The organism is Psychrobacillus sp., from assembly GCF_056205495.1.
On the sequence record NZ_JBAEAP010000521.1, the window covers coordinates 1 to 2,712 of the forward strand.

Consider the following 2,712-nt stretch of genomic DNA (forward strand, 5'->3'; position numbering starts at 1 on the left):
GACTTCCTGTGACCAGGTCATAGACCGCATAAGAATGACCATATCACTGTATTGAACAGGGCGTTCTTTCTTTTTCCATGGATCATAGACTGTATGTCCGCTTGCGATCATTTCTTTTATTTTTGAAATGATATAACGTGCCTCTGCTTGAGATTTTTTTAATTCCTCCTCGGCATCGACAGAGGTAAAATCCTCTTCATCTTGATCTACCTCGGCACTTCCATCCTGCACTTCATATAACAAAGCAAGCTCTACGGCTGCGTCTTTGTCATCATAAGGAGCTTGTGGCTTTAAGGAAGCAGCATCATCATATTCTATTTCTCCCACATTTTTACCCATAATTTGTTGGAAAATATAGTTCGTTCCATGTAGCACTTCTTGACGACTTCTGAAGTTTGCATTTAAATCAATTTTCACTCCAGATTCTAATGGCTCTTCATTAAATATGCGATACTTTCCAAGAAAAAGCATAGGCTCAGCAAGTCTGAATCTGTAAATAGATTGCTTAACATCTCCAACCATGAACATGTTGCCAGTTAATTCATCACCGCTTTTAACTAATTGAAGAATAGTTTCTTGGAGATTATTAGTATCCTGGTATTCATCCACGAGCACTTCTTTAAATCGCTCCTGATATTCCTTTGCAATTGCGGAAGGGACTAAATTTCCGTCCTCATCATGGTCAGTGAGTATCTCTAAGGCATAATGCTCGAGGTCAGAAAAGTCTACTAGCCCTCTATCATTTTTTGCTGCAGTGTATCTTTCTCCATAAGAAATAGCAAGATTTACTAGTGTTTTTAAGTGAGGAGCCATCAATCTCATCTCTTCTAAAAGTCGTTCAGGAGTTCGCGTAAAATATTTATCCTTGAGCTCGTTCACAACCTTTTTAGCCTTATTTCTCTTAGTCGTAGCCTTCTTTTTCAGCTCTTCATCACAGGAATCCTTTCGGATGGAGGCAGCTTTCGCCCATTTTAAACCTTGGAAGTAATAATACGCGTCCTGCCAGCTCCCCATCTTCAGTAAACGTATGGCTTCCTGTATAAGTTGTTGATCATTTATAGCCGTGTCTCCGAGTGGAGCAGGGCCATCAGGAAGATTCGCAAGCTTTCTGATATCCTCTGCCAGCGCCATAGCTTCCTCCAGCTGATAAATAATCGCAAGCTTTAAGGGGGCGATGAATGGCAGTTCATCTATCGTCATGTCACTGTCTAGCTCATAAGCTTCCGGGATAGCTAGTAGCCATTTCTTTGGCTCTGGATGCACACGGGCATACGTATATAACTTATCGATCATCACTTCAATCGATTGATCATCTCGATCGGAAGTGAAGCTGTCGGATAATAGATACATAGCGTCTGGATTTTCTGTCTGGTATGCTTCTTCTAGGATGTCTGCTAGTACATCGTCGCGCAGAAGTGCTGCCTCTGTGTCATCTGCTATTCGAAAGCCCGGATCGATTGTCAGCATATAGGAATACTGACGCACAATGTTTAAACAAAAGGAGTGCAAGGTGGAAATCTGTGCTTTGTTTAATAATGTCAGCTGCTTTCTTAAATGATTTGAGTTAGGGTCCAAGGCAATCGCTTTTTCCAACGCCTCTCTCATTCGATGACGCATTTCTGCTGCCGAAGCATTTGTGAATGTAACGACTAGCAATTCATCTACGTTTATTGGATTTTCCTTTGCAATCACTTTTTGTATAAGTCGATCGATGAGCACAGCCGTTTTACCAGAACCTGCAGCGGCAGCTACGAGCACATCTGAACCAGTTGCCCAGATTGCCTTCCACTGCGCGGTTGTCCAAGTTAAATCATCAGGCATCTTAGGAATCTTCATTTGTACTCATCTCCTTTTGTATCTTGTCCGCTATAATATCTGGTTTATCTACTTTTAACACTCGCACCTTTTGCTCCGGATCCTGCGGGTCGAATTGACAAACGCTCCTATATGAGCAAAATTGGCAAGGCATCTTATCCTTCATGACATATGGATATACTCTCGTGTCTCCTGCGTTCATGCCGTTCCCAGCCTGTTCATGCTTTTTACGTACAAAGGTTTGAAGAAGTTTCATTTGATTTGGTTCTACAACTTTTGAGGAGGATTTGGAAAGGCTGCCGTCCTTATTCATCCGGACAGGAATTACCTTCGAAAACCCATCTATTTGTTCGTCCATCTCTGTAATCACTTCTGGATCTGATAATAACAGTCCATTCATTTTATAGGATTTATATATGGAATCCTGTAGCTCCTCATCCTCTAATTCCTTCTCGCTTTGAATAAACGGATTATGCATATGAACATAAAGTACACCAGCAGGCTCTGCTTCTTCCTGGAGCCATATTTTAGCATTTTCTACAGCAACGTCTAAGTACGTTAACAATTGTAGGGAAATACCGTGATACACTTCATTGAGATCAAGACCCTTTTTGGAGGACTTATAATCAATGATACGCATGAACATATTGCCATTTACATTGGCTGCGTCCACTCGGTCAATTCTTCCACGCAATTGCATCTTACGTCTATGTTTTAATGGTATCTCTAAAGGTGGCAATTGTTCTCCTGGACCAAAGCCTGCCTCGATAGCAATTGGTACGAAGCCAGATACTTTGGAATGTCTGCTTAATGCCACTAATGTATTTCCGACGATTTGCTCTAATTTTCTTTGAATATAACGATAACGATTTGTACTCAACAATAGCTGATGTACAA

2 protein-coding genes are annotated in these 2,712 nt (G+C 41.2%); both read right to left on the reverse strand.

The window, feature by feature from the left end:
- The coding region (locus AC06OU_RS14755; protein WP_475856780.1) for a UvrD-helicase domain-containing protein at positions 1 to 1,836 on the reverse strand (1,836 nt) is incomplete at its 3' end.
- The coding region (locus AC06OU_RS14760; RefSeq protein ID WP_475856782.1) for a PD-(D/E)XK nuclease family protein at positions 1,823 to 2,712 on the reverse strand (890 nt) is incomplete at its 5' end. The genes AC06OU_RS14755 and AC06OU_RS14760, both read right to left, overlap by 14 nt.